Origin of the sequence: Brevundimonas sp. BAL450 (genome assembly GCF_015767455.1) — a bacterium.
Lineage (GTDB): Bacteria > Pseudomonadota > Alphaproteobacteria > Caulobacterales > Caulobacteraceae > Brevundimonas > Brevundimonas abyssalis.
Map to the genome: position 1 here is coordinate 44,158 of NZ_JADWOW010000039.1, position 19,600 is coordinate 63,757.

A 19,600-nucleotide genomic window follows, 5' to 3' on the forward strand; every position below is an offset into this window, starting at 1 on the left:
TCATGAACAACCGCCTCAAGGTGCTGCGCGCCGAACGGGACTGGAGCCAGGCTGACCTGGCCGACCAGCTCGGCGTCTCGCGCCAGACCGTCAATGCGCTGGAGACCGGCCGCTACGACCCGTCCCTGCCCCTCGCCTTCAAGATCGCCAGAACCTTCGGCCTGGCCATCGAAGACATCTTTTCCGAGTGAAGGAGGAAATCATGACCGCTCTTCAAAAATCCGCCGACACGCGATTCAAACTGCTCAAACTGGCCGGCTTCGCCGTCATGGGCGGGATCGTCGGCTACGGCGTCGGCTGGCTGCTGGTCGATTATGTCGAGCTTCCTGCGCTCGACGGCCTGGGCTGGAGCGACGCCGTGGCCCTGATCGTGGCCATGATGCTGGCCGCCGGCGGCCTGTCCGTCCTGGCGGCCTCCCGCAACGGCCGCGCCCTGGCCGCCGCCACATCCGCCGATGCGCCGGCCGGTCCCACGGAGGTGCGAGACATGCGCCTTCAGGGCGCGGTGCTGGTTCTATCCGGCCTGTTGCTGGCTGCGCCGGTTGTGGCGGTCTTGTCCGGCAACCCCGCCCCCGAGCTGACCCTGGCCGCCATCGCGGTGGTTTTCGCCCTGCACACGGCCATGAACCTGAGCCTGTGGCGGCGCGGCGACGAGATGATCCGACGGGTCATCCTGGAGTCCGGAGCCCTGGCCTTCTGGATCGGTCAGGCCGCCCTGTTCGGCTGGGCCGTCGCCGAGCGGCTGGGCGTCGCGCCGACCCTCACGGCCTGGGACATCCTGGTCGTCGTCATGGGCCTGTACCTGGTCTGCTCCGCCACCGTGGGGCTGCGCCGGGGCCTCAACTGACACCCTTTTCACCCTGAGTATCCATCACCCTGACTGTCCATAAAGGAAACGAGCCATGACCATCATCAATCGCATCAAGCACGCCGGAACCCTGGCCGCCCGTCTGGGCGCCGGAACCGCCCTGGGCGTCGGCCTGTTCGCCGCCGTCGCGGGAACCCCCAGCTTCGCCCTGGCCCAGGAGGCGCACCAGCCCGGCCCGGCCATGTGGGTCGTCAGCGACGAGGACTCCACCATCTACCTGTTCGGCACGGTGCACCTGCTGAAGCCCGAGACCCAGTGGCGCACCCCGGGCCTGGAGGCCGCCCTGACCGAGGCGGCCGAGCTGTGGCTGGAAGTGCCCAATGTGGACGACCAGGCCGCCGCCATGCCCCTGATCCAGCAGTATGGCCTGAACATCGGCGGGGAGCCCCTGTCCAGCCTGTTGACCGATGAGGAGAACGCCCAGCTTCAGGCCGTGGCCGCCGCCATCGGCGTGCCGCCCCAGGCCATGGAGGTGATGCAGCCCTGGCTGGTCGGCCTTCAGGTCTCCGTCGCCGCCGCCGTCCGGGCCGGCTACGACCCGGCCTCGGGCGTCGACACCCGGCTGAAGGCCTCGGCGGACGAGGCCGGGACCACGGTGCGCGGGTTCGAGACCCTGGAACAGCAGTTCCGCTTCTTCCACGATCTGCCGCAGGAGGTTCAGCTGCAGTTCCTGCGCCAATCGCTGGCCACCTGGGAAGAGGCTGAAGAGATGCTGGACAGCATGGTCGAGCTGTGGGCCGCCGGCGATGTGGAGGGCTTCGAAGCCCTGGTCGTCGACGAGATGCAGGCCGAGTGGGGCCAGCTCTATGATGTCCTGCTGGTCGACCGCAACGCCGACTGGGCCGGCCAGATCCAGACCATGCTGGAAGGCTCGGGCACGGCCTTCATCGCCGTGGGCGCCGCCCACCTGGCCGGTGACGACAGCGTTCAGTCGATGCTGGAGGACCGCGGCGTGACCGTCACCCGCCGCTGACCCCATGAAAAGGGAAAGGCCCGACGCCTCGCGCGTCGGGCCTTTTCTTGTCCGGCCATTCATCGGATAAGCGGACGAGCCTCAGGCGGGCGTAGTTCAGAGGTAGAACGTCAGCTTCCCAAGCTGAATGTCGGGGGTTCGATTCCCCCCGCCCGCTCCAATATTTTCAACGGTTCGCCGCCTTTATCCGGATGACCCCGAGACGCATTTGGGCGATTTTTGGGGGCGGTTGTGCCGATTGCGTTCGCGTCCCGGTCGCGCCGCGACATTTGAGCCGTCATCTATGGGAGGCGGGCGCGAGCAATTTTATGTAATAAAGTCTGCGGTTGATGGCGTTTATCCGCATTGTGTACCTAAGTAAGCGCCCTCACGTATCAAGTATGCCGGAGGTGGAAGAAATTGTACTCAAAGTGTATTTGTTGGTTGGGATACGGGTAGATGCAGTTCATTTCGTCGGCGCTTACGGGCGAGCAAATCAGGGCGGCCCGGGCGCTTGCGCGTATCGATCAGTCGGAGTTGGCTCGGCGCTGCAGCCTGAGTCTGGAGACGATCAAGCGGTTGGAGCGTATTCGGGGCCCCGTGGGCGCAAACAGCCGGACGCTGCGGGCGCTTTTCGAGGCGTTCTCGGCCATGGGCATCGCCTTTGACAGTTGCGAGGATGGAGGCGTAGGCGTCTGCCTGTCGGGGGACCCCGCGCAGACCGCCGGGCGAACCTCACGGTCGTCGCGAGCGGCCCCACTGTCCACCGACACCGGCTTCCACCGCCTCATCTACCACAGCACCGCGAATTCGGCGGCCGGGCGTCTGCACGAATTGCTCGATCAGGCTCAGGAGTCCGGAGCCCGGCGAAAGTCGACCCTGGACGTCACCGGCATCCTGTTCGCCTATGACGGCAGGTTCCTCAGCGTTCTGGAGGGACCAAGGGACAAGGTCAGGCAGGTGTACGGGGAAATCTCGTGTGATCGGAGCCACGCCGCCCTGTCGATCATATGCGACCAGACGGCGCCCGCGCGGCGCTTTCCGGACTGGAGCGTCTGTTGCGGCCTGTTCCAGTCTGACGCGGAGATGGTCGGGGACGAGCCGGCGCTGAGGGAGGGTTTCCATCCGGAGAGCCTGTCTCCTGCCTCTGCCCTGGGGTTGCTCACCGTGATGCGGGACCTGACCGAGACGTCCCCCCGGAAGGATCTGCATTCGCGCCGTCCCTGCCCGCTGGCGGGCATCTGTCTCGACAGGCCCTGCGCCGTGGGCGCTGCCGGCGGCGCCGTCGGCAACGACCAGATGGAGCCCGCCATGACCAGTCGATCCGCATAGCCGGCTCCCCGCACGGCCCGGCGCGTCCGGAGACGGCGCCGAGGTTGCGGGCGCGGGTAAGGGCGTCGGTCTAGTCTGTGAATTCCGCTATGGCGGTCAGCAGCGCCTCCAGCTGAATGGGCTTGGCGACGACGCCGTCCATTCCCGCGGATGCATACTCGTCAATCTGGTGGGCCATGGCGTTTGCCGTCACCGCCAGAATGGGCGTCCGCGGCCGGTCTTCCGCCGCTTCGATCGCCCTGATGGCGGCGGCCGCGGTGGGGCCGTCCATCACGGGCATCTGAACATCCATCAGGATAAGATCCCAGCTCCTCGACTGCCATGCCTCCATGGCCGCCGCCCCATCCGATACGATCACAGGGTCCAGCCCCGCCGCTTCAAGCAACGCCCGCAGGACGATCTGATTTGTCGGATTGTCCTCGGCCACAAGGATGCTGAGGTCGCTTTCCGGGCGGATTGCGGCGGCCGGCGCCGGTGTGCGCGCACGTTCCCTCCGAACCCGGAGCATCGGGATTTCAACCCTGAACGTCGAGCCCTGCCCCATCCGGCTGGTTACGCTGATCTGCCCGCCCATGAGCCCGGCCAGATCCCGGCAGATCGCCAGTCCCAGGCCTGTTCCGCCGAAGCGACGGGTCGTCGAACTGTCCGCCTGCTCGAACTTGTCAAAGAGCTGCGGCAGGCGGTCCGGAGGGATGCCCATGCCGGTGTCGGTCACCTCCAGGAGCAGCCTGTTCTCTCGTCGACCCACCGAGACCTCGATGCCTCCTTCCGCCGTGAACTTGATGGCGTTGGAAATCAGATTGTGGAGGATTTGGCGCAGGCGCAGCGGATCGCTTCGATACAGTCCCTTGGCCCGCTCCGAAATCGTCAGCCTGTAGGTCAGGCCCTTCTGGCTGGCGAGCGCTGAAAAGGCGGCGTGGGTGCTCCGCAGGAGATCCTCCAGGTCAAATTCCGCTTCCTCCAGTGTCAGCTTGCCGGCCTCGATCTTCGAGAGATCGAGCAGATCATTGAGGATCTGCAGCAGGCTTTCGCCAGACTCGCGAATGACGGCGAGCCGCTCTCGCTGGCGTGGAGGCAGATCGTCCGTCGCCATGACCTGGGCCATGCCCAGGACCCCGTTGAGCGGAGTGCGGATTTCATGCCCCATGGCGGCCAGGAAGGCGCTCTTGGCCTGACTGGCCGCCTGGGCGCGGTCCGCAGCGGCGGCAAGCGAACGTTCCGCCTCGGCGCGCTCGGTGACATCCCGGACGATCGCCGTGATGATCTCGCCCCGCGGGGCCGTCAGCCGCGACAGGTCCACCTCGATGGGTATGGTCGCGCCGGACTTCGAGACGCCCATGGTCTGCAGGCGGCCACGCATCCGCAGACTGGTTGCGGCGTTCTGCTTGAAACGGGCGACATGCTCCCGATGCCGGACGCGATAGCCCTCCGGGATCAGCACCTCGATCGAGCGCCCGATGATCTCGTTGGCCGCATAGCCGAAGATGGTTTCCGCCCCGCCGCTGAACACCAGAATCCGGAGTTCGCCATCCGTGACGATCACCCCTTCCGCCGCCAGGTTGAGGATGCTGGTCAGAATGTCTTCGGTCCGGTCGATCAGGCCCGCGCGGGCGCTCTGGGCGCGCCGCAGTCCAAAGGTCCGCTTTCGTCCTCCTGAACGCGGACGATGAAGATCCGAGGTCCCGTTGTCTCCATCGACGCCCAAGAATCACCCCCGACTAACCCTTATGAGGGGTGAGCTAAGGCGTCTGGACTTGGGAGAGGAATAGACCCGTGAGCGCGCGAGACGGCCTTGAAGCGTTCGGCGCCGCTCAGGGTCTGCTCTCTTACCCCGGTCGTGTGAGAGTCGTGTCGTGAAGTGGCATTTCTCCACGATGCGGCAAAACGCCGCATCGTGTGGCCGTGGCCCTAGGTCGCGGGCGTGCGCCGCAAGCGGCTGCGTTCCGAGGGGCGAGACGCTCGTCCCAGGCTTGCCCTGGCCCGAGGCCGTTCAGGTTGTGCAGGCTCAAATGAAGGCGTCACGCCCAGGGGTGACGGCGGTCTCGACGTCCTTGGGCGTGATCTTGCCGTCACCCTGCAGGCCGCGCTCCAGCAGATCGGACTCGATCAGGAGCGGGCGAAGCTCAGCTCCGGCGGACTCTCGCCCATCGATGGCGATTACGAGAACCAGGCCATGATCGTCGGCCTCCGCTACAAGCTCGGCTACTGACGAGCGCTGCATCCATGGTCTGGAGGCTTGCCGGCGCCTTCGTCACGGAACGAAGGCGCCGGAGGCGTCCTCGGCTTTCGCTCAGGGCTGCAGCCGGTAGCCGCCGGCGTCGGTGACCAGCAGCCGCGCCTGGCCCGGTTCGGGCTCGATCTTCTGGCGCAGACGATAGATATGGGTCTCCAGGGTGTGGGTGGTGACCCCGGCGTTGTAGCCCCACACCTCCGCGAGAAGCTCCTCACGCGATACGGGCTTGGCCCCGGCGCGGTAGAGGTACTTCAGGATGTTGGTTTCCTTCTCCGTCAGGCGGATTTTCTTGTCCTTGGGCCCCATCAGCATCTTGCCGGCGGGCCGGAACTCGTAGGGGCCGACGGTGAAGACCGCGTCCTCGGACTGTTCGTGGCTGCGCAGGTGGGCGCGGATGCGCGCCAGCAGCACGCCGAACCGGAAGGGCTTGGTGACATAGTCGTTGGCGCCCGAATCCAGCCCCAGGATCGCGTCGGAATCCGCCACCGCCCCGGTCAGCATGATGATCGGCGTCTTGACCCCGGCCTTGCGCAGCTGGCGGCAGGCCTCGCGCCCGTCCATGTCCGGCAGATCCACGTCCAGCAGGATCAGGTCGGCGCGGATCTCCTTGCCCATGCGCACCCCGTCGGTGGCCGTGGCGGCCTGAACGGTCCTGAACTCGTCGTGCATGTCCAGCTGTTCGGCCAGCGCCTCGCGCAGCTCGGTGTCGTCGTCGATGATCAGGAGGGTTTTGGATTGCGCCATGGAACAAGAATGGCGAGCGCCGCGCCTCTCGCCAAGGCTTGAACGGCGAAATTCGCACGTCTTGCGAGACTTCTCGCCCGATCAGCCGCCGGAACGGGCGCCGAACAGGGCCGAGCCGACGCGCACATGGGTCGCGCCAAACCGCACGGCCGTCTCGTAATCCCCGCTCATGCCCATGGACAGCGCCTCGAGGCCGTTGCGCGCCGCGATCCGGGCCAGCAGGGCGAAATGCATGGCCGGCTCCTCCTCAAGCGGCGGAATGCACATCAGGCCCTGAAGGTCGAAGTCGTACTCGGCGCGGACCCGCGCGATGAAGGTGTCCGCCTCGGTCGGAATGACTCCCGCCTTCTGCGGCTCCTCGCCGGTGTTGAGCTGAATCAGCACCCGGGGCCGCACGCCGGCCTTCATGCCCGCCTCGGCGAGCGCCCGCGCCAGCTTGTCCCGGTCCAGGGTCTCGATCACATCGAACAGGGCCAGGGCCTGGTCCGCCTTGTTGGACTGCAGGGGGCCGATCAACCGCAGGTGCAGACCGGGCAGGGCGGCGCGCCGTTCGGTCCAGCGGCCCTGCGCCTCCTGAACCCGGTTTTCGCCGAACACGCGCTGGCCGGCGTTGAGCACGGCCTGGATCGCCGGTTCGGGCTGCTGCTTGGAAACGGCGGTCAGCGTGATATCCGAAGGATCCCGCCCCGCCGCGCGGGCCGCCTTGGCGATGCGGCGGCGCACCGTGTCCAGGGCTGAGGCGACGAGAGAATCCATGGTCCTGTCCGACGAAGCGACCCGATTGTGGGAGACGGCCAAGGCCTTAAACCGCGCCGCCGCCCGTGTCAGCCCGTCGGCGGCGGGCCTGCCGCCCCTGATCTTCGTCACCGATCCGGACCGCACGCCCCGTCCATGGGAGATCGCCGCCCGCCTGCCCGCCGGCGCGGCGGTGATCCACCGCGCCTTCGGCCGGCCCGGGGCCGAGGCGGACGCCCGGCGGCTGAGGGATGTGACGCGCGCGGCGGGGGTGCGCCTGCTGATCGGGCTGGACGTGGCCCTGGCCGTCGCCGTCGGCGCGGACGGCGTGCATCTGCCCGAGCGCGCCCTCGATCAGGCGGACGAGGCCCGAGGGGCTGGTCTGGCGCTGGTCACCGGGGCGGCCCATTCGCCGGAAGCCCTGGCGCGCGCGGCGGCCCTGCGGCTGGACGCGGCCCTGCTTTCGCCCGTCTTTCCCACCGCCAGCCCGTCCGGCGGCGCGGCGCTGGGCCCCGAACGCTTCGCAGCCTGGACCCGCGCCGCCGGGCTGCCGGTGATCGCGCTGGGCGGGGTGCACGCGGGCAATGCGGCGGTGCTGGCGGACAGCGGGGTCTGCGGCCTCGCCGGAGCGGAGGGCGTGGCCAGGGCTTTCGCCCCGGCCGCGAAGGCCTAGGCCATCTTCGCCATGTCGATGACGAAGCGGTAGCGCACGTCCGACTTCTCCATGCGGGCGTAGGCTTCGTTGATCTGGTCCGGGGCGATGGTCTCGATATCGCAGGCGATGCCATGCTCGGCGCAGAAGTCCAGCATCTCCTGGGTCTCGCGGATGCCGCCGATCAGGCTGCCGGCCACGGCGCGGCGACGCCACAGCAGCGGCATGGCGAACACCGGCATGCCCTCGGTGGTCAGGCCCAGCATGACCATGGTCCCGTCGCGGGCCAGCAGGTTCAGGTGCCCGGCGATCTCGTGGGTGGCCGAGACGGTGTTGATGATCAGGTCGAACTTTTCGGCCGCCGCCTGCATGGCCGCCTTGTCCGAATTGATCAGGAAGTGTTTCGCGCCCATGCGCTCGGCGTCCGCCTTCTTGCGGTCCGAGGTGGACAGCACCGTCACCTCCGCGCCCATGGCGTGGGCCAGCTTGACCGCCATGTGGCCCAGACCGCCCAGACCCACCACGGCGACCTTCGAGCCCTCGCCCACGTTCCAGTGGCGCAGCGGCGAATAGGTGGTGATGCCCGCGCACAGCAGGGGCGCGGCGGCGTCCAGCGGCAGGCTGTCGGGAATGCGCAGCACGAAGTCCTGGTTCACCGTGATGCGGTCCGAATAGCCGCCCTGGGTGATGGCCTGGCTCACCGGTTCGCCCAGCGGATCGGCCGAGCCGTAGGTCTGGGTCATGCCGGGGACGCAGTACTGCTCCTCGCCCTCCTGACAGGCCGCGCAGGTGCGGCAGCTGTCCACCATGCAGCCCACGCCCACCCGGTCGCCGACCTTGAAGCGGCTGACGTTCCCGCCCACCGCCGTCACCAGACCGGCGATCTCGTGGCCCGGCACGATGGGATAGCGCGTGCCGCCCAGGTCATTCTTGGCGATGTGCAGGTCCGAGTGGCAGACGCCGCAGTATTTGATCTCGATGGCCACGTCGTCCGGGCCGGGATCGCGACGGTCGAAGCGGTAGGGCTCAAGCGGCTTGTCGGCGGCGACGGCGGCGAAGGCGCGGGTGGCGATGGGCATGGAGATCTCCTGACAGCTTCAGACTAGGTGTGGTCTCGCGGGGGCAGGCGCAACCGTCAGGAGACCCTTTCGATCAGGGCCATGGCCGCGGCCGGGTTCCTCACCTTCGCCCCGGCGATGAAATAGGCGAACACCTCGCCTGTCGTGCTCCAGCCCTTCACCCGGTCCGCCACGGCGTCCAGCTCAGCCGCCGTCATGCCGGAGGGCTCGTCCTCGCGGCTGGACATGAGCCGGGCATAGCGGAAATCGCCCGTGTCCTGGTCGATGCGCGGCCACTCCGGCGCCTCGTCGTCCTCGGCGTAGACGATGGCCGCGCCGTATTTCGCCGCCAGATCGTGGAACTGCGGCACATCGAAACCGGGGTTCCGCACCTCCAGCGCATGGCGCAGACGCAGGCCGTCCTTCTCCTTCGGCAACAGCTTGAGAAAGCCCTCGAAATCCTCCGGGTCGAACTTCTTGGTGGCCATGAACTGCCAGTTGATCGGCCCCAGCTTGTCGCCCAGCTCGGTCAGGCCCTGGGACAGGAAGCGGTCGAAGCTCTCGCCGCCCTCGGACAGGACCTTGCGATTGGTGCAGTAGCGGCTGGCCTTGACCGAAAAGACGAACCCGTCTGGCGTCTCGTCGCGCCATTTCCGCCAGCTGTCCGGCTTGAAGGTGGAATAGTAGGTGCCGTTGATCTCGATGGAGCCCAGCTTCGAGGCGGCATATTCCAGCTCGCGCTTCTGGACCAGGCCGTCGGGATAGAACACGCCCCGCCACGGCTCATAGGTCCAGCCGCCGACGCCGATGTGGATGGCTCCGCTCATGACCGGTCCCGCTCCGTATTCAGCCGCATGGCGCGGCCCGACGGATTATGCCGTAGTCTGTTCGCTCGCGCACCCTTGCGACGTCACCGCCAGAATGCCCGCCAGCAGGGTCGCGGCGGTGATGGGCTTGGGAACATGGATGTCCGCCCCGGCCTCGCGGGACTGATCCCGGTGCTCGGGCATGGCGTTGGCGCTCAGCATGACGATGGGGGTGGGGGCTGAACCCCGTACGGCTTCCAGCCGCCGGATCTCGCGGGTGGCGGTCAGGCCGTCCATGCCGGGCATCTGCATGTCCATCAGCACCACGTCGAAACGGTCTTCGGCGAAGGCGGCCACGGCCTGGGCGCCGTCCTCGGCGATGACCACCTCGGCGGCGTGGGCGCCCAGGATCAGCTGCACCACCCGCTGGTTGGTGGGATGGTCCTCGGCCAGCAAAACGCGCAGGGGCCGGTCCAGCCCGCCGCCGGCCAGGGTGGTCGTGCGTTCACGGGCGTCATAGTCGGCCAGGGAGGCGGCCCGGCTCAGCGGGATATCCACCTCGAACCGGCTGCCCGCGCCCGGCGTGGAGGACGCCGCGATCCGCCCGCCCATCATCTCCACCAGCGAGCGGCAGATGGACAGGCCCAGTCCGGTGCCGCCGAACCGGCGCGTGATGGTGGCGTCGGCCTGGTTGAAGCGGTCGAAAAGCCGCGCGGCGTGATCGGAATCAAAGCCCACGCCGGTGTCCTCGACCGTGAACATCACCCGGGCGTCGCCGCCTTGCGGCTCCGCCACGGCGATGCTGACGGTGATCGCGCCCTCATGGGTGAATTTGACGGCGTTGGACAACAGGTTGCCCAGCACCTGCCGGATGCGGGTGCTGTCGCCCATGAACATCCCGCGCGCATCCGGCGCGCGCCGCACGACGAAATCCAGCCCCTTGTCCTCGGCCCGCAGGCGCATGACGTCCAGCGGGGCGGCCAGGGCCTCGTCCAGATCGAACGGGCGCGCCTCCAGGTCCAGCTGCCCGGCCTCGATCTTGGACACGTCCAGGATATCGGACACCAGCCGCTCCAGGGTGACCCCGGACGAGGCGATCAGGGCGACCATCTCGGACTGGTCCGGCGACAGGGGCGTGCGCGACAGGGCGTCGACGATGCCGATCACCCCGTTCAGGGGGGTGCGGATCTCGTGGCTCATATTGGCCAGGAAGTCCGACTTGGCGTGGCTGGCTGCCTCGGCGGCGGCCTTGGCCTCGATCAGGTCGCGCTCGGCGGCCACCTTGTCGGTCACGTCTCGCGCCACCGCGTAGATGCGGTCGCCATGCCTTTGGGCGCGCCACTCCAGGGTGATGTAGTGACCCTGCTTGTGCCGGTAGCGGTTGACCTGGCCCAGCACCGGGTCGCCGGGCCGCCGGGTCTCGACCTCCACGATGCTGTGCCGTGTGGCGGCCACATCCTCGGGATGGATCAGGCGCAGCAGGCCCCGGCCCTCGATCTCGTCGGGGCGATAGCCCAGCAGGGTGGCCCAGGACGCACTGGCCTTGACCACTGTCCCGTCCAGCTCGCGCACCACCAGCAGGTCCAGCGACACGTCGAAGAAGGTGCCGAGGTCGACCTCGGACCACGCCTCGCCCGCGCCGTCGGGACGGGCAGAGGCTTCGAGCGGCTGACAGGTCATGGGAGGACTCTCTGGCGAACTGCCGCCAGCTTGACCATCACCCGTTAAGGTCGGGTTTCGCCCTCAGTACGCTTGCTCCGCATAAACCTGACGCACATCGCCGTTCCAGCGGCCGTGATACGCCTCCAGCAGACGCTCTGCGGGTGTGACGCCGCTTTCGGCGATGTCCTCCAGCTCCGCCAGATAGCCGCGCTCGTCCACCATGCCGCCGGAGAAGCGTGCTCGGTTCTTCAGGCCCTGACGCGCGATGGCGACCATGTCCTTCGCCACGTCCTGGACCGAGCGCCCCGCCACCTCGGCCTTCAGCCCCAGACGGGTGACGTCGCGGCGCAGGCGCTCGTGATCGGTGATGTCCCAGTCCTTGCAGAGGTCCCAGGCGGCCGCCAGCGACGGCGCGTCGTACAATACGCCCCCCCACAGGGCCGGCAGGGCGCAGATGCGGCTCCACGGCCCGCCGTCGGCGCCGCGCATCTCCAGATACTGTTTCAGCCGTACCTCGGGGAACAGGGTGGTCAGGTGGTCGGTCCAGTCCTTGAGGACCGGGGTTTCGCCCGGCAGGGCGGGCAGGTCGCCCTTCATGAAGGCCCGGAACGACTGGCCCGAGGCGTCCACATATTTGCCGTCGCGCTTGACGAAATACATGGGGGTGTCCAGCGCGTACTCCGCATAGGTCTCGAAGCCGAAGCCGTCGGCGAACACGAAATCCAGCATGCCGGTGCGGTCCGGATCGGTGTCGGTCCAGACGTTGGCGCGGGCGGACAGGAAGCCGTTGGGCTTGCCCTCGGTGAACGGACTGTTGGCGAACAGGGCCGTCGCGATGGGCTGCAGCGCCAGAGACGTGCGGAACTTCATCACCATGTCGGCTTCGGACTCGAAGTCCATGTTCGCCTGGATGGTGCAGGTGCGCAGCATCATGTCCAGGCCCAGGCTTCCCACCCTGGGCATGTAGGCGCGCATGATGTCGTAGCGGCCCTTGGGCATGACCGGGATGTCGGCGCGGGTCCACAGGGGGTCGAAACCCAGGCCAAGGAAGCCCAGACCCAGCTCGTCGGCCACCATCTTGACCTCGACCAGATGCTGGCCGGTCTCCGAACAGATGTCGTGGATGTCCTTCAGCGGCGCGCCCGACAGCTCGAACTGGCCGCCCGGCTCCAGGCTGACCGAGGCGGAATAGCCCTCGGTGTTCTTCTTCTCCAGGGCGATGACATGGCCGCCCTCTTCCACGGGCGCCCAGCCGAAACGGGTCAGGCCCATGAGCATGGCGCGGATGCCCGACGGGCCCTCATAGTCCGGACGGGCGAAGCCGTCCTTCAGGAAGCCGAACTTCTCGTGCTCGGCCCCGATGCGCCACTGGTCCTTGGGCTTCACGCCTTCGGCCAGAAAACCCGCCATGGTCTCAAGCGTCAGCGGCTCGTTCGCGTCGTCGGCCATGGTCGGTCGCCCCTTCGCCGCGTGCGCGGCCTGTCGCGGCTAGATGGGCGGGCTGAGGCCAATCCTCAAGTCCCTTGTGTCCATGTGGTCGTGTGTGCGCCCTTCCAGTCGCCCCGCGCGGCCTGCCACAGGGTCATGGCCGATATGGCGGCGGTGTCGGCGCGCAGGACACGGGGCCCCAGCGAAACGGGCGTGGCGAAGGGCAGGGACAGCAGGCGCTCCCGCTCTTCCGGGGAGAACCCGCCCTCGGGCCCGATCAGGATGGACCAGGGTCCCTCCGGGGCCTCCGCCAATGCCTCAAGGGCGGGCGGGCCGCCCCGTTCGTCGCAGAACATCAGCCGGCGCCCCTCGGGCCAGCCGTGCAGCAGGGCGTCCAGCTTCTTCGGGTCATGGATTTCGGGCACGTCCAGACGGCCGGTCTGTTCGGCGGCTTCCTCGGCGATGGTGTCCAGCCGGTCCATGCGCAGTCGCTCGGCGTTGGTGTAGCGGGTCAGGGTCAGGCGCACGCGCCGCGCACCCAGCTCGGCGGCCTTCTCAACGACGGTCTCCACACGGGCCTTCTTCACCACCGCCAAGATCAGGTCCAGGTCCGGGCCGAAGGTTTGCGGCCGCACCTGTTCCTCCGCCTTCAGCACGCAGCCGCGCTTGAGCACCTCGGCCACCGTCGCCCGCCATTCGCCGTCGCGGCCGTTGAAGACCAGCAGGTCGTCGCCGGCCTTCAGCCGCATCACCTGGGTCAGGTAGCGCGCCTGTTCGAGGGTGAGCGCGACGGCGGCGCCGGGGGACAGGTCTGAGCGGACATGAAGACGGATCATGCGGTGTTCTAGATCGTTATGAGGGGATCATTCCACCGTCGCGGAGACCGCCATGCCCCGATTGCAGCAATGGGCCGAACAGGGCTGGACCGCCGAGGCGGGCCTAGCCTTCTTCGACAGCCTCGCCGCCATCCGTCCCGAGGACATGACCGGCGAGTGGCGCGGGACCGAATTGCCCAGCGGCCACCCGCTGGACGGGCTGCTGGCGGCCTATGGCTGGTGCGGCAAGCGGTTCACCGACCAAGACCGGGTCGATCCCCTGCTGTTCAGGGATGCGGGCGCCGTCCGGGCGGTGAACCCGGCCCGGCTGCCCCTCGGCCTGGCCCTGGCCTTGCCGCGCATCGCGCGCACGAGCGCGGCCCAGGGCCTCTTTCGCCTGCTGCTGCCGGTGCTGGTCACCGACCGGCCTGGCGCGCGCCTGCGGTCCATGGAGCACCGGGGCCTGATCTCGGCGGCCATGATCTATGACGACCAGCCCATCATCGACCACTTCCGCCGGGTGGACGAGGACCGGCTGCTGGGCCTTATGGACCTGCGGCTGACCCCGGAGCCGTTCTTCTTCCTGCTGACCCGGACTACAGCGTCCGGGCGATCAGCAGCTTCATGATCTCGTTGGTCCCGCCGTAGATGCGCTGGACGCGGGCGTCCTTGTACAGCTGGGCGATGGGATATTCGGTCATGTAGCCGTAGCCGCCGTGCAGCTGCAGCATCTCGTCGATGGTCTCGCCCTGGATGTCGGTGACCCAGTACTTGGCCATGGAGGCGGTGGCCGCGTCCAGCTGGCCCTTCAGGTGCAGGCCGATGCAGTGGTTCACGAACACCCGCGCCACGGTCAGCTTGGTCTTGACCTCGGCCAGCTTGAACTGGGTGTTCTGGAAGTCGATGACCCGCTTGCCGAACGCCTTGCGCTCCTTGACGTAGGCCAGGGTCTCCTTGAGCCCGCGCTCGGCCGCCGCGACGCCCTGCACCGCGATGTTCAGGCGCTCCTGGGGCAGCTGCTCCATCAGGTGATAGAAGCCGCGCCCTTCGGCCTCGCCGATGATGTTCTCCACCGGCACCTTCACGTCGTTGAAGAACAGCTCGGAGGTGTCGTTGGCCTCCATGCCGATCTTGTGCAGGTTGCGGCCGCGCTCGAAGCCCTCAAGCCCGTCGGTCTCCACCACCACCAGGCTGATGCCCTTGGCGCCCTCGGCCGGATCGGTCTTGGCCACCACGATGATGAAATTGGCCAGCTGGCCGTTGGTGATGAAGGTCTTGGAGCCGTTCAGGACGTAGTGGTCGCCCTTCCTGATGGCCGTCGTCTTCACGCCCTGCAGGTCCGAGCCCGCGCCCGGTTCGGTCATGGCGATGGCGCCCACCAGCTCGCCCGAGGCCAGTTTCGGCAGCCAGCGCCCCTTCTGCTCGTCGGAGCCGTAATGCGCCACATAGGGGGCGACGATGGCGTTGTGCAGCGAGATGCCGAAATGGTCCGCGCCCTTCCAGCCCAGCTGCTCCATCAGCACCACCTCGTGGCGATAGTCGCCGCCCATGCCGCCCCATTCCTCGGGCATGGACAGGTTCAGCAGGCCCGCTTCCCCGGCCCTGGTCCACAGCTCGCGCGGCACCGACGAGGCGGCGATCCACTCGGCCATCTTCTCGGGCCCGGCGTGCTCGTCGATCCACTTGCCGACGCTGTCGGAGAAGAGGGTGATCTCCTCCTCGGCCATGAAATCGGGGGCGGGGATGTTGAGGATGTTCATTCAGCTAATCCGTCATCCTCGGGCTTGTCCCGAGGACCCACGGGTCCGCTGCACGTGCGGTCGGGGTGAGGTGATCGATCGCGACCATCGGCAGCCTGTCGTGCGACTGAGCAATGGGTCCTCGGGACAAGCCCGAGGATGACGGTTTCAAGGGGCTCAGAACGCCTCCGCCGGAAGCGCCATCAGCACGTCCGAGCCGGTCTTGAGCTTCTTCAGGTGCGCCTCGGCGTCGGGCAGGATGCGCTCGACGAAGTAGCGGCCCACGGCCAGCTTGTTGGCGTAGAACGGATCGCTGTCGCCCGCCTTCTTCTGCGCGGCCACGGCCATCTGGGCCCAGACATAGGCCATCGCCGTCAGGCCGAAGATGTGCAGATAGTCGGTGGAGGCCGCACCCGCGTTGTCCGGGTTCTGCATGCCGTTCTGCATCAGCCACATGGTGGCTTCCTGCAGGTTCTTCTTCGCGTCGGCCAAGCCGTCGATGAAGGGCTTTGTGGCCTCGTCCCCGCCGTTGGCGCCCACGAAGGCGTCGATGTCGGCGAACCAGCTCATGACCGCGCGCCCGCCGTTGGCCGGCAGCTTGCGGCCCACCAGATCCAGCGCCTGAACCCCGTTCGTGCCCTCATAGATCATGGTGATCCGCGCATCGCGCAGGGACTGGGATGCGGTGAAGTGCTCGGTGTAGCCCGAGCCGCCGTGCACCTGCATGGCCAGGCTGGCCACATGGAAGCCGCGGTCGGTCAGGAACGCCTTCACCACCGGGGTGATCAGGCCCATGTAGTCCCTCGCCTTGGTCGCGACGGCCTCGTCCTCGGACTTCTGCAGATCGGCCTGCAGCGCGGTCCACAGGATGAAGGCGCGGCCGCCCTCGATATAGGCCTTGGACTCCAGCAGCATGCGCCGCACGTCGGGGTGCACGATGATCGGGTCGGCCGGGCCGTCCGGGTTCTTGGGACCGGTCAGGCTGCGGCCCTGCAGGCGGTCGTTGGCGAACTCCACGGCGGCCTGCATGGCGGCGTCGCCGATGGCCTGGCCCTGAAGGCCCGTGCCCAGCCGCGCCTCGTTCATCATCACGAACATGGCCGGCATGCCGCGGTTCTCTTCGCCCACCAGCCAGCCCCTGGCGTTCTCGTACGCCATCACGCAGGTGGCGTTGCCGTGGATGCCCATCTTGTGCTCGAGGCCGGCGCACTGGACGCCCTCGTTGCGCCCGCCCAGCGAGCCGTCGTCATTGACGAACACCTTGGGCACCACGAACAGGCTGATGCCCTTGATCCCGGCGGGGGCGCCCTCGATGCGGGCCAGCACCAGGTGGATGATGTTGTCGGTGAAGTCGTGCTCGCCGGACGAGATCCAGATCTTCTGGCCGGTGATGGAATAGCTGCCGTCGCCGTTGGGGACCGCCTTGGTGCGGATCAGGCCCAGATCCGTGCCGCACTGGGGCTCGGTCAGGTTCATGGTGCCGCCCCACTCGCCGGTGGCCAGCTTCGGGAGATAGCGGTCCTTGAGGACGTCCGAGCCGTTGGCGTGCAGCCCCGCATAGGCGCCCGCCGTCAGGCCCGGGTACATGCTGAACGCGGGGCTCGCCGCCGCCGTCATCTGGCCCACGGCCATGGCCACCACCGCCGGCATGCCCTGGCCGCCGTACTCTGTGTGGGCGTGCAGGGCGGGCCAGCCGGCCTCGACCATCTGCTTGTAGGCTTCCTTCCAGCCGGGCGGGCCGGTGACGACGCCGTCCTTCCACTCACAGCCGTGCTGGTCGCCGGCGCGGTTGATCGGGGCGATCACCTCCTCGGCGAATTTGGCGCCTTCCTCCAGGATCTGGCCCACCAGATCGGAGGACACGTCCTCGAAGCCGGGCTTGTTTTCGTAGCGGTCGATCTCCAGCACCTCGTTGAGGATGAATTGGAAATCGCGGACAGGCGCCTTGTAGGCCATGGGTCAGGCTCTCGCTTTGAAGAATTCTTGATCGTCGTCGTGGTGATGGTTCAGCCGCGCGCGCAGGGCGGACTCATAGTCCTCGGCGCCGGGCAGAAGATCGGGCCGGTGTTCCGACAGCCGCTTCTCCATGGCCTCGCAGGCCGATTCGGCCACCTTGATGGCCTCGTCCAGATCTTCGCGCTGACGCTTCAGCGCCTCGACCTGGGCCCGGTGGCGGGGCAGGGCGACCGCCATCTGATGGACGTTGTGGTCCTTGCGGTCGTACAGGTCGATCATCTCCTGGATCTCGGCCAGGGTGAAACCGATGCGGCGGCCGCGCAGGATCAGCTTCAGCCGCGCCCGGTCCTTGGCGTCATAGACCCGCGTCTGGCCCCGGCGGGCCGGAGACAGCATGCCCTTGTCCTCGTAGAAGCGCAGGGCGCGCGCCGTGGCTCCGAACTCGCGGCAGAGCTGGCGGATCGAATAGGTGCGGTGATCGTCTGCGGACGCCATGCCCCTTCAATAACTTGACGTGTGCGTAAAGGGAAGCTTTTTCCGTCGTCGCGCGCGTTGTCCAAGCCTTAACCGACACGCGCGATCCTGCGCGTGGCGGCCATCGGGCCGTGTTCACGGGAGGGACGTCATGGCGTCCACGATGACTTCCAGCTATCGGCGCAGCCGCGACCACTTCGAGCCGCAGGACATCAGTCCTGAAGAGCAGCGCCGCCTGCGCGGCCAGCTGGAGCAGATCGACTACGCGGCCTTCATCTCCAACCGCGAGGTGATCGGGCGCACCCTCGGCCAGACCGACATGGCCGCCTTCCAGCGTCTGGCCGTGGCGGCCGCGACCGCGCGCGGCTCGTGGGTGGCGGAAGCGCTCCGCCTGACCGCCTCGGGCCATGCCGTCAGCGCCGAACAGGCGGCGCGGCTGGGCGAGATGCGCAAGGTGTTCGAGGAGCTCAGCGAGGTCTACGAAGGCATGCGGCGCATGGTCGAGCGCGGCTATCTGGCGCCGCCCGCGCCCCAGGGCTGAGGGCGCCGCGACCCTGACGGTTTGAAGCATGGCCGTGGGGCTGCTACCCCTCCTGACCATGGAAACCGGCACCCTGATCACCCTCGCCCTGTATTTCATCCTCATGCTGGGCATCGGGCTTTACGCCTTCAAGCGCTCAACCAGCGATGTATCCGGCTACATGCTGGGCGGCAGGAAGCTGGGTCCGGCGGTGACGTCCCTGTCCGCGGGCGCCTCGGACATGTCCGGCTGGATGCTGCTGGGCCTGCCGGGCGCCATGTTCGTTTCAGGCCTGTCCGCGTCCTGGATCGCGCTGGGTCTGTTCATCGGCGCCTTCGCCAACTACCTGCTCGTGGCGCCGCGCCTGCGCATCTACACAGAGCTGGCCAGGGACGCGATCACCATCCCCGACTATTTCGAGAAGCGGTTCGAGGACCGGTCGCGCCTGCTCCGGGTGATCTCCTCGGTGGTGATCGTGATCTTCTTCACCCTCTACACCTCGTCCGGCCTCGTGGCGGGCGGCAAGCTCTTCGACAGCGCCTTCGGGGTCGACTACGCCTGGGGCTTGTGGGTCACCGCCGGCGTGGTGGTGGCCTACACCCTGTTCGGCGGCTTCATGGCCGTCAGCATGACCGACTTCGTCCAGGGCTGCATCATGTTCGTGGCCCTGATCGTGGTGCCCGTCGTGGCCCTGACCGACGTGGGCGGGGTGGGCGGCCTGACCGAGACCGTGCGCGGCGTCGATCCGGCCCTGCTCGGGCTTCTGACCGGGACCAGTCTGATCGGAATCATATCCGCCCTGTCCTGGGGGCTGGGCTATTTCGGCCAGCCGCACATCATCGTGCGCTTCATGGCCATCCGCTCGGTCAAGGACATCCCGGCGGCCCGCAACATCGGCATGACCTGGATGGCCGTGACCATCGTCGGCGCCCTGGCCACCGGCCTGACGGGCCTGGCCTACGTCACCAACAACGGCATCGAGGTCTCCGACCCCGAGACCATCTTCATCATCCTGTCGGACGTGCTGTTCCACCCGCTGGTGACCGGCTTCCTGCTGGCGGCCATCCTGGCGGCGATCATGAGCACCATCTCGTCCCAGCTGCTGGTCTCGTCCAGCTCCCTGACCGAGGACTTCTACGGCGTCTTCTTCCGTCGCAACGCCAGCCAGAGAGAGCTGGTGACCGTCGGCCGTCTGGCGGTGGTGCTGGTGTCGCTGGTGGCCATCTATCTGGCCTATGACCCCACCAGCAATGTCCTGACCCTGGTGTCCAACGCCTGGGCCGGCTTCGGCGCCGCCTTCGGGCCGCTGGTGATCCTCAGCCTGATGTGGCGCCGCGTCACCCGCAACGGCGCCCTGGCCGGCATGATCGTCGGCGCGGCGACGGTGCTGTTCTGGGTCTTCGTCCCGGTCCTGCCGGGCGGCGAGGCCCTGACCACGGTGATCTACGAAATCGTGCCCGGCTTCATCCTGGCGACCCTGGCCACCGTGATCGTCAGCCTGATGGGCCGTCCGCCCGAAAGCGTCGTCGCCACCTTCGATCAGGCCAGGGCCGAACTTCAGGCCGCCCGCTCATCCGACTGAGGTCCGGCTCCGTAGCTGAGGGCGACCCCAGCTACGGAGCCCGC

20 protein-coding genes and 1 tRNA gene are annotated in these 19,600 nt (G+C 67.8%); 10 read left to right on the plus strand and 11 right to left on the minus strand.

The genetic code is table 11. The features are described from left to right. The first annotated feature begins 2 nt into the window (after nt 1-2). From IWC96_RS03565 to IWC96_RS03585, 5 genes are all read left to right on the plus strand, one after another. Nucleotides 3-191 (plus strand): helix-turn-helix transcriptional regulator, encoded by a 189-nt coding sequence (locus IWC96_RS03565; RefSeq protein ID WP_045318646.1) that lies wholly within the window; start codon nt 3-5, stop codon nt 189-191. 11 nt (nt 192-202) lie between these two features. Then, nucleotides 203-847: a hypothetical protein gene (locus tag IWC96_RS03570; RefSeq protein ID WP_196838350.1), complete on the plus strand. Its 645-nt coding sequence runs from the start codon at nt 203-205 to the stop codon at nt 845-847. Between the two features lie 55 nt (nt 848-902). Next, the gene (locus tag IWC96_RS03575; RefSeq protein ID WP_196838351.1) at nt 903-1,841 is read left to right on the plus strand and encodes a TraB/GumN family protein; all 939 of its coding nucleotides are present in this window, start codon (nt 903-905) and stop codon (nt 1,839-1,841) included. An 85-nt stretch (nt 1,842-1,926) separates the two neighbouring features. Continuing rightward, a tRNA-Gly gene (locus IWC96_RS03580) sits at nt 1,927-2,001 on the plus strand. 398 nt (nt 2,002-2,399) lie between these two features. Continuing rightward, nucleotides 2,400-3,152, plus strand: coding sequence for a BLUF domain-containing protein (locus IWC96_RS03585; RefSeq protein WP_196838352.1), 753 nt, complete (start codon nt 2,400-2,402; stop codon nt 3,150-3,152). 70 nt (nt 3,153-3,222) lie between these two features. Here the strand turns inward: IWC96_RS03585 and IWC96_RS03590 are convergent, their stop codons facing one another. Next, a complete protein-coding gene (locus tag IWC96_RS03590; protein ID WP_021696188.1) occupies nt 3,223-4,857 on the minus strand; it encodes an ATP-binding protein in 1,635 nt (544 codons plus the stop codon). Between the two features lie 216 nt (nt 4,858-5,073). On the opposite strand from IWC96_RS03590, the gene IWC96_RS03595 reads away from it, so the two are divergent. Beyond that, nucleotides 5,074-5,361: a hypothetical protein gene (locus IWC96_RS03595; RefSeq protein ID WP_196838353.1), complete on the plus strand. Its 288-nt coding sequence runs from the start codon at nt 5,074-5,076 to the stop codon at nt 5,359-5,361. A gap of 81 nt (nt 5,362-5,442) precedes the next feature. Here the strand turns inward: IWC96_RS03595 and IWC96_RS03600 are convergent, their stop codons facing one another. Together IWC96_RS03600 and IWC96_RS03605 are read right to left on the minus strand one after the other, a co-directional pair. Then, complete coding sequence (locus IWC96_RS03600) at nt 5,443-6,129, minus strand: response regulator transcription factor (RefSeq protein ID WP_021696190.1); 687 nt, start codon at nt 6,127-6,129, stop codon at nt 5,443-5,445. A gap of 81 nt (nt 6,130-6,210) precedes the next feature. Then, nucleotides 6,211-6,885: a YggS family pyridoxal phosphate-dependent enzyme gene (locus tag IWC96_RS03605; RefSeq protein ID WP_021696191.1), complete on the minus strand. Its 675-nt coding sequence runs from the start codon at nt 6,883-6,885 to the stop codon at nt 6,211-6,213. Between IWC96_RS03605 and IWC96_RS03610 the strand changes: the two genes are divergently transcribed. Then, nucleotides 6,884-7,537, plus strand: a complete 654-nt coding sequence (locus tag IWC96_RS03610) for a thiamine phosphate synthase (protein WP_021696192.1) — start codon at nt 6,884-6,886, stop codon at nt 7,535-7,537. The genes IWC96_RS03605 and IWC96_RS03610 overlap by 2 nt on opposite strands. On the opposite strand, the gene IWC96_RS03615 is transcribed toward IWC96_RS03610, so the two are convergent. The 5 genes from IWC96_RS03615 to IWC96_RS03635 all read right to left on the minus strand — a co-directional run bounded on the left by IWC96_RS03615 (nt 7,534) and on the right by IWC96_RS03635 (nt 13,306). Continuing rightward, nucleotides 7,534-8,595, minus strand: a complete 1,062-nt coding sequence (locus IWC96_RS03615) for an NAD(P)-dependent alcohol dehydrogenase (protein WP_021696193.1) — start codon at nt 8,593-8,595, stop codon at nt 7,534-7,536. The genes IWC96_RS03610 and IWC96_RS03615 overlap by 4 nt on opposite strands. Nucleotides 8,596-8,651: 56 nt before the next feature. Further along, a complete protein-coding gene (locus IWC96_RS03620; RefSeq protein ID WP_021696194.1) occupies nt 8,652-9,401 on the minus strand; it encodes a DUF72 domain-containing protein in 750 nt (249 codons plus the stop codon). Between the two features lie 45 nt (nt 9,402-9,446). Then, the gene (locus IWC96_RS03625) at nt 9,447-11,060 is read right to left on the minus strand and encodes an ATP-binding protein (RefSeq protein WP_196838354.1); all 1,614 of its coding nucleotides are present in this window, start codon (nt 11,058-11,060) and stop codon (nt 9,447-9,449) included. Nucleotides 11,061-11,123: 63 nt separating this feature from the next. After that, nucleotides 11,124-12,491, minus strand: a complete 1,368-nt coding sequence (locus tag IWC96_RS03630; protein WP_196838355.1) for a glutamate--cysteine ligase — start codon at nt 12,489-12,491, stop codon at nt 11,124-11,126. A gap of 65 nt (nt 12,492-12,556) precedes the next feature. Beyond that, complete coding sequence (locus IWC96_RS03635) at nt 12,557-13,306, minus strand: 16S rRNA (uracil(1498)-N(3))-methyltransferase (RefSeq protein ID WP_196838356.1); 750 nt, start codon at nt 13,304-13,306, stop codon at nt 12,557-12,559. A 52-nt stretch (nt 13,307-13,358) separates the two neighbouring features. Here IWC96_RS03635 and IWC96_RS03640 point away from each other — a divergent pair, with 52 nt between their 5' ends. Next, nucleotides 13,359-13,913 carry a DUF4334 domain-containing protein gene (locus IWC96_RS03640; protein WP_196838357.1) on the plus strand — a complete coding sequence of 185 codons (555 nt, stop codon included), beginning with the start codon at nt 13,359-13,361 and terminating at the stop codon, nt 13,911-13,913. Here IWC96_RS03640 and IWC96_RS03645 read toward each other — a convergent pair. The 3 genes from IWC96_RS03645 to IWC96_RS03655 form a co-directional block, all read right to left on the minus strand. Then, nucleotides 13,882-15,045: an acyl-CoA dehydrogenase family protein gene (locus IWC96_RS03645; RefSeq protein WP_196838358.1), complete on the minus strand. Its 1,164-nt coding sequence runs from the start codon at nt 15,043-15,045 to the stop codon at nt 13,882-13,884. The genes IWC96_RS03640 and IWC96_RS03645 overlap by 32 nt on opposite strands. Before the next feature lie 156 nt (nt 15,046-15,201). Continuing rightward, a complete protein-coding gene (locus IWC96_RS03650; protein WP_196838359.1) occupies nt 15,202-16,980 on the minus strand; it encodes an acyl-CoA dehydrogenase C-terminal domain-containing protein in 1,779 nt (592 codons plus the stop codon). 3 nt (nt 16,981-16,983) lie between these two features. Continuing rightward, nucleotides 16,984-17,475, minus strand: a complete 492-nt coding sequence (locus tag IWC96_RS03655) for a MerR family DNA-binding transcriptional regulator (protein WP_196838360.1) — start codon at nt 17,473-17,475, stop codon at nt 16,984-16,986. A 130-nt stretch (nt 17,476-17,605) separates the two neighbouring features. Between IWC96_RS03655 and IWC96_RS03660 the strand changes: the two genes are divergently transcribed. Both IWC96_RS03660 and putP read left to right on the plus strand, forming a co-directional pair. Next, on the plus strand, nt 17,606-17,995 hold the full coding sequence (locus IWC96_RS03660; RefSeq protein WP_196838361.1) for a hypothetical protein: 390 nt from the start codon (nt 17,606-17,608) through the stop codon (nt 17,993-17,995). 34 nt (nt 17,996-18,029) lie between these two features. After that, complete coding sequence (gene putP, locus IWC96_RS03665; protein WP_370541078.1) at nt 18,030-19,556, plus strand: sodium/proline symporter PutP; 1,527 nt, start codon at nt 18,030-18,032, stop codon at nt 19,554-19,556. The last annotated feature ends 44 nt before the right edge of the window (nt 19,557-19,600 follow it).

Bases quoted from the DNA above. Each gene is read 5' to 3' on its own strand.
- IWC96_RS03565 (WP_045318646.1), top strand. From the start codon at position 3: ATGAACAACCGCCTCAAGGTGCTGCGCGCCGAACGGGACTGGAGCCAG.
- IWC96_RS03570 (WP_196838350.1), top strand. From the start codon at position 203: ATGACCGCTCTTCAAAAATCCGCCGACACGCGATTCAAACTGCTCAAA.
- IWC96_RS03575 (WP_196838351.1), top strand. From the start codon at position 903: ATGACCATCATCAATCGCATCAAGCACGCCGGAACCCTGGCCGCCCGT.
- IWC96_RS03600 (WP_021696190.1), bottom strand. From the start codon at position 6,129: ATGGCGCAATCCAAAACCCTCCTGATCATCGACGACGACACCGAGCTG.
- IWC96_RS03610 (WP_021696192.1), top strand. From the start codon at position 6,884: ATGGTCCTGTCCGACGAAGCGACCCGATTGTGGGAGACGGCCAAGGCC.
- IWC96_RS03605 (WP_021696191.1), bottom strand. From the start codon at position 6,885: ATGGATTCTCTCGTCGCCTCAGCCCTGGACACGGTGCGCCGCCGCATC.
- IWC96_RS03615 (WP_021696193.1), bottom strand. From the start codon at position 8,595: ATGCCCATCGCCACCCGCGCCTTCGCCGCCGTCGCCGCCGACAAGCCG.
- IWC96_RS03620 (WP_021696194.1), bottom strand. From the start codon at position 9,401: ATGAGCGGAGCCATCCACATCGGCGTCGGCGGCTGGACCTATGAGCCG.
- IWC96_RS03625 (WP_196838354.1), bottom strand. From the start codon at position 11,060: ATGACCTGTCAGCCGCTCGAAGCCTCTGCCCGTCCCGACGGCGCGGGC.
- IWC96_RS03630 (WP_196838355.1), bottom strand. From the start codon at position 12,491: ATGGCCGACGACGCGAACGAGCCGCTGACGCTTGAGACCATGGCGGGT.
- IWC96_RS03635 (WP_196838356.1), bottom strand. From the start codon at position 13,306: ATGATCCGTCTTCATGTCCGCTCAGACCTGTCCCCCGGCGCCGCCGTC.
- IWC96_RS03640 (WP_196838357.1), top strand. From the start codon at position 13,359: ATGCCCCGATTGCAGCAATGGGCCGAACAGGGCTGGACCGCCGAGGCG.
- IWC96_RS03645 (WP_196838358.1), bottom strand. From the start codon at position 15,045: ATGAACATCCTCAACATCCCCGCCCCCGATTTCATGGCCGAGGAGGAG.
- IWC96_RS03650 (WP_196838359.1), bottom strand. From the start codon at position 16,980: ATGGCCTACAAGGCGCCTGTCCGCGATTTCCAATTCATCCTCAACGAG.
- IWC96_RS03655 (WP_196838360.1), bottom strand. From the start codon at position 17,475: ATGGCGTCCGCAGACGATCACCGCACCTATTCGATCCGCCAGCTCTGC.
- IWC96_RS03660 (WP_196838361.1), top strand. From the start codon at position 17,606: ATGGCGTCCACGATGACTTCCAGCTATCGGCGCAGCCGCGACCACTTC.